The 5244-nt window shown below is 75.3% G+C and carries 8 protein-coding genes; 7 read left to right on the forward strand and 1 reads right to left on the reverse strand.

The annotated features are described in order from the left end of the window. A partial coding sequence (locus IH45_RS1000000145780; RefSeq protein WP_234440897.1) for a phosphotransferase occupies positions 1–490 on the reverse strand: 490 nt, incomplete at its 3' end. A 320-nt stretch (positions 491–810) separates the two neighbouring features. On the opposite strand from IH45_RS1000000145780, the gene IH45_RS01000000144755 reads away from it, so the two are divergent. From IH45_RS01000000144755 to IH45_RS1000000149155, 7 genes are all read left to right on the forward strand, one after another. Continuing rightward, positions 811–1596: a hypothetical protein gene (locus IH45_RS01000000144755; protein ID WP_050515582.1), complete on the forward strand. Its 786-nt coding sequence runs from the start codon at positions 811–813 to the stop codon at positions 1594–1596. Positions 1597–1738: 142 nt separating this feature from the next. Next, positions 1739–1909, forward strand: a complete 171-nt coding sequence (gene rpmF, locus IH45_RS0142100; RefSeq protein ID WP_030682257.1) for a 50S ribosomal protein L32 — start codon at positions 1739–1741, stop codon at positions 1907–1909. Between the two features lie 6 nt (positions 1910–1915). Next, positions 1916–3130, forward strand: coding sequence for a GTP-binding protein (locus IH45_RS0142105; protein ID WP_050515583.1), 1215 nt, complete (start codon positions 1916–1918; stop codon positions 3128–3130). After that, positions 3115–3510 carry a Fur family transcriptional regulator gene (locus IH45_RS0142110; RefSeq protein ID WP_032919512.1) on the forward strand — a complete coding sequence of 132 codons (396 nt, stop codon included), beginning with the start codon at positions 3115–3117 and terminating at the stop codon, positions 3508–3510. Before IH45_RS0142105 ends, IH45_RS0142110 begins: the two co-directional genes overlap by 16 nt. Positions 3511–3634: 124 nt before the next feature. Then, positions 3635–4192, forward strand: coding sequence for an LPXTG cell wall anchor domain-containing protein (locus IH45_RS1000000145785; RefSeq protein ID WP_050515584.1), 558 nt, complete (start codon positions 3635–3637; stop codon positions 4190–4192). A gap of 31 nt (positions 4193–4223) precedes the next feature. Next, positions 4224–4874, forward strand: coding sequence for an RNA polymerase sigma factor (locus IH45_RS0142120; protein ID WP_030682271.1), 651 nt, complete (start codon positions 4224–4226; stop codon positions 4872–4874). Next, positions 4871–5244: hypothetical protein (locus IH45_RS1000000149155; protein WP_050515585.1), on the forward strand; the 374-nt coding region annotated here is incomplete at its 3' end. The genes IH45_RS0142120 and IH45_RS1000000149155, both read left to right, overlap by 4 nt.

A 5244-nucleotide genomic window follows, 5' to 3' on the forward strand; every position in this document is an offset into this window, starting at 1 on the left:
GCGCCGCGTCGAGCGCGCCCGCGGCCGACAGCGCGGCCACGTGTTCCTCGGCGGCGGCGCGCCGGTCGGCGGCCCAGCGGTCCGCGCCGCCCGCCGGGGGCGCCGTGCCGCACGCGTCGTGGAGACGGCGCCGCAGCCCGGCCGCCTGCCGGTACAGCTCCGTACGGTCCGCACGGCCGAGCCCGGCGCCGGACGCGCCGGTCCCCGGCACGGCGGTGAGCAGCAGCGCGAGCCGCCCCGGGTCGCTGTCGACGAGGACCGGCGCATGCGCGTGGCCGAGGGCGGGGACGGCGTGGCGGTACGCGTGCGTCTCGCGCGTGTAGCGGTCGGCGGACGGCGCCACCTTCAGGAAGAACCGGGCCGTGTCCGCGCGCGTCAGCTCCCACACCCGGGCGCCGTCCGCCCGCCACGAGACGCCGCGGACCTCCGTGATCTCGCCGCCCGCCCGGCGGCGGGCCCAGGCACCGATGGTGTTCGGGACGGATTGCACAGTTCCTCCTCGGTTGACGCCGGTTCGGACGGGTGCTCGCAGAACGAGGCCCGCGGACCGTTCGTCACGGTCCCACGAGGGCGCCCTCTCGGTCGAAAGTTCGACCACCCCGTCAACCCGGCGGCCTCGCACGGCTTCGGCCGGACGCGATTCACCCGCCCGTGGACAGCCACCCGATCCAGGGATTGCGATGGCCGGAAGTCGGCAGGAAAGGGGCCACGCGGCAATATCAAGTTATACGGTTGCGCAATCCAGCAAGTAACTTGGAAGCAAACGGGCCCGCGCCGCGCGCCCCGCACCGAACCGCCGGGGGGACCCACATGCCAGGCACCGACTCCCTGCGCCGCTCCGAGGAGACCGCCGCCTTCGAGCAGGCCCTCGGCCAGGCACTCGCCTCCCCGGAGATCGAGGAAGCCCTGCGCCGCACCCCGGACGCGCCCCGCCCCGAACAGCTGCGCCTCCAGGCCCATCGCGAACGCGCCGCCCTCTGCGCCACCGCGTCCGCCGAGTACGAGACGTACGCGAGACTCCGCGCCGAGTCGGACGCGCCCGCCCCCGCCGCCGAACCCCCGGACTCCCCCACCGCAACAGCCTTCGGCGGCGGCCTGCTCCCCGCCCTCGCCGTCCTCACACCGAGCCTGGGCGCGGTGGCCGCGGTCCTCTTCCTCGCGATCGGCTTCGGCATGCGGCTCGTCAACGCCCACCGCCAGTTCGCCGACGAGCTGGTGTACGCGGGCTGGCTCGCCGCGGCCATCGCGGCAGCGGCGACCGTGGCCGACCTGGTCTGGGTCCTCGTGACCGCGGCCCGCAACCGCTCCACGCCACCCGCGGACGGCGCGACGCCGCCCGCCGCCCCCGGCAGCGAGCCACCCGCCATCCCCGGCAGCGAGCTCGCACAGGCCCGGGCAGCCTGGCACCTGGCCCTCCTGGAACGCGGCATCCTCCCGTTCCTGCTCACCCACCTCCAGGAATCCCCGCCGCAGCGGCCGGGCACCCGCCCCGGCTACTCGGCTCCCGAGTACGGCAGTCCGGAGTACGGGCGGCACGAGTACGGGAGCCCGGGATACGACAGCCCCGAGTACTCGACGGCGAAATCACCGCGCTGACGCGGCAGCCGTCCCACCCCGACCACCCTCTACTCGTAATGGGATCCATTTTCATATAGCCTCGGTCGCACCACTCGGCGCGCCGCGTGTCCACCCGCGCCGCGCGCCCGTATCCACCCCCACCCCGGAGAGGTCCGCGACCATGGCCGTTCCCAAGCGGAAGATGTCCCGCAGCAACACCCGCCACCGCCGCGCCCAGTGGAAGGCCCGCACGCCCGCGCTGGTGCCGGTGACCGTCGACGGGTCCGTGTACCAGGTGCCGCAGCGCCTGGTGAAGGCGTACGAGCGCGGTCTGCTGCGGCCGGAGGACTGACCGCCCATGGCTTTGCCCACGGCTCCCGCCACGCCCGGGCCGCTGCCGGTCACCGTGCTCTCCGGGTTTCTCGGCGCGGGAAAGACGACCCTGCTCAACCACGTACTGCACAACCGGTCGGGGCTGCGGGTCGCGGTGATCGTCAATGACATGAGCGAGGTCAACATCGACGCCGCGCTGGTGCGCGGCGGCACGGCCGCCCTGTCGCGGACCGAGGAGCGGCTGGTCGAGATGACCAACGGGTGCATCTGCTGCACCCTGCGCGACGACCTGCTGGAGGAGGTCGACCGGCTCGCCCGCGAGGGCCGTTTCGACTACCTGCTCATCGAGTCCAGCGGGATCTCCGAGCCGATGCCGGTGGCCGCGACCTTCGCGTTCCCGCGCGACGACGGCGCGACGCTGGGCGAGGTGGCCCGGCTGGACACCATGGTCACCGTGGTGGACGCCGCCAACTTCCACGCCGAGCTGGCGGGCGGCGACGGCCTCGCCGAGCGCGGGCTCGCGCCGTACGAGGACGACGAGCGTACGGTCAGCGATCTGCTCGTGGACCAGGTCGAGTTCGCCGACGTGATCGTCGTCAACAAGCTGGACCTGGTGGACGAGGAGCGGGCGGCGCGGCTGCGGGCGGCGCTCGGGCGGCTCAACCCGGTGGCCCGGATCGTGCCCGCCCGGCACGGCCGGGTGGCGCCCGCGGAGATCCTGGGCACCGGCCGCTTCGACCTGGAACGCGCCCAGCAGGCGCCCGGCTGGGTCAGGGAGCTGAACGGCGACCACGTACCGGAGACCGAGGAGTACGGGATCTCCAGCACGGTGTTCCGCGCCGCGCGCCCCTTCCACCCGGGGCGGCTGTGGACGTTCGTGACGGAGGGGATGGACAGCGGCGCGTACGGGGAGATCCTGCGGTCCAAAGGGTTCTTCCGGCTCGCCGGACGGCCCGGGGTGACCGGCCTGTGGTCGCAGGCGGGGTCCGTCGCGCGGTTCGAGCCGTCGGGGGCGGTCGGACCGGACGGGGAAGGCCGCTCCGAGGACGTACAGGAACTGGTCTTCATCGGGACCGGGCTGCGGGCTGACGCTCTGCGCGCGGCTCTCGGCCGCTGCCTCGTCACGGACGCCGAGGTGCGTGCCGCGGAGTACGGCGGCGATCCGTTCCCGGCCTGGGAGACGTACGGCGTGGACGGCGCCTGCGAGCACGAGGACGAACCGGCGTGGGCGGCCGGCTGACCCGGCAGCGGGCCTCCGTCCTGCGCGTGCTGACCGCGTGCCAGGACTTCGTCTCGGCGCAGGAGTTGCACGTACGCCTGGTGACCGCCGACATCCCCGTCGGACTGTCCACCGTCTACCGGGCCCTGCGCGACCTGGAGCGGGCCGGGCGGGTCGATGTCGTACGGGACGAGGCGGGCGAGCGCCTTTACCGGCCGCGCCCCGCCGACGGCCACCGGCACTACCTGATCTGCCGCCGCTGCGGACGCAGCCGCCCGCTCGACTCCGATGTGGTGGAGCGCTGGGCGGAGCGGGTCGGCGCGGAGAGCGGCTACAGCGCGGTGGAGCACACCGTGGAGCTGAGCGGGATCTGCGGGCGGTGCACCGGGCTGTGCGCGTAGCCGGACCGCGATGGACGACACCGGCCGGGAAATTTCCGTCCCCTCGGCAACCCCCGCCCCCGCCGCACGTCGTGACGGGTGAGGGCGCCATCCGGCGCCGCCCGCCGATCGTGGAGCAGCCACTGTGAACGACTCCCGCACCTCCGCCTCGCCCCTCTCCCCCTGCCCGCCCGTCACCTCGTACGCGCCCGCCGGGCGTGCGGCCCGCGGCCGGATACGGAGTGCCGTGACCACCGGGCTGCTGGTGACGGTCGCCCTGCCCGCACTGTCCCTGACCGGTACGGCGTACGCCGAGGAGTCGGTCCCGAAGGCGCAGGCGCCCGGTGCCGCCGCTCCGAAGGAGGCGCGGGACTCCGCGCACCGGCCGGCCCCGGCCCCGTCCCACCCCTCCTCCGCACAGCCGCACGCCGTACCGAGCGCCGCATCGAGCGCCGCTCCGAGCGCCGCACCGGCCAAGACGCCCGGCCCCGCCGCCGAGCACGCCGAGCCCGCCCGGCCGTCGTCGGGCAAGGACGCCGACGCGGCCCGTCCGGCGACGCCCGCGCCGGCCCCCGCCAAGGACGAGCTCGCCAAGACGGGCGCCTCGACCACCACGAACGTCGCGCTGGGCGCCGGCGCCGCCCTGCTGATCGCCGTGGGCGGCGGCGCCGTCTACGCTGCCCGTCGCCGTCGCACCAACTGAGGCCACCGCCTCCCCGACGGCCGAGGAACCGATGCAGTTCACCGCCGCCGCGCCCATCGCCCCGGTACGGCCCGCCGCGCCGGGGCCTTGGCGCGCCCTGCGCCGGCGCCTGCTCCTGCGCGGCGCCCGCCCCACCGCCGAAGCCCCGGCCGCCGTTGTGCGGGGCGCCGGGCCCGCTGTCGCCGACGGCCTCTCCGGCCCCACCATCACGGACCTCTACCACGCGCACCGGCTGAGCATGGTGCGGCTGGCGGTGCTGCTGGTGGACGACCGGGCCACCGCCGAGGACGTCGTCCAGGACGCGTTCGCGGCCCTCTACAAGCGGCACGGCGAACGGCTGGACGAGGTCGACAACGCGCTGGCGTATCTCCGTACCGCCGTCGTCAACGCGGCCCGCTCGGTGCTCCGGCGACGGCGTACGGCACGCGACTACACGCCCCCTTACGAGGCGGACGCGCCGTCCGCCGAGGAGCGCGTCGTCCTCGACGAGGAGCACCGCGAGGTCCTCGCCGCCCTCGGCCGGCTGACCGCCCGCCGCCGCGAGGTCCTCGTCCTGCGCTACTGGTGCGAGCTGACCGAGGCCCAGATCGCGGCGACCCTCGGCATCAGCCGCGGCTCGGTGAAGTCGATCGCCAGCCGTGCGCTGGATTCGCTGGAGAAGATGCTGGAGGCGGGGGCATGACGGACGGTGTCACTTCGGAGGCCGCCCCCGGTGAGCGGCCGGTCGAGGCGCGGCTGCGGGCCGCCTTCACCGCGCGCGCCGGACAGATCGACCTCCGCGACCTGCGGCCCGCCGCACCGCCCGGCCCCCGTCTGCGCCGCGTCCCGTTCCTGCGCCGCGCACCGCTCATGGGCCGACGGCTACGGCGCCTCGTCCTGCCGTTGGCGGCAGCGGCCACCGCGACCGCCGCCGCCGTGGGTTACCTCGTCCTCGCCCCGGAGGACCCGGCACCGCCGCGCCCCGCGCCCGCCTCGACTCCCAGCCCCGTACCGCCCCGCCCCACTTCTCCCCCGTCCGCCCCCACGCCCCGTCCTTCCTCCAGCCCCTCCAC

This window comes from Streptomyces rimosus subsp. rimosus, from assembly GCF_000720725.1.
GTDB lineage: Bacteria > Actinomycetota > Actinomycetes > Streptomycetales > Streptomycetaceae > Streptomyces > Streptomyces rimosus_A.

Excerpts from the sequence above, each read along its gene's own strand:
- IH45_RS01000000144755 (WP_050515582.1), top strand. The coding sequence starts at position 811 with ATGCCAGGCACCGACTCCCTGCGCCGCTCCGAGGAGACCGCCGCCTTC.
- rpmF (WP_030682257.1), top strand. The coding sequence starts at position 1,739 with ATGGCCGTTCCCAAGCGGAAGATGTCCCGCAGCAACACCCGCCACCGC.
- IH45_RS0142105 (WP_050515583.1), top strand. The coding sequence starts at position 1,916 with ATGGCTTTGCCCACGGCTCCCGCCACGCCCGGGCCGCTGCCGGTCACC.
- IH45_RS0142120 (WP_030682271.1), top strand. The coding sequence starts at position 4,224 with ATGCAGTTCACCGCCGCCGCGCCCATCGCCCCGGTACGGCCCGCCGCG.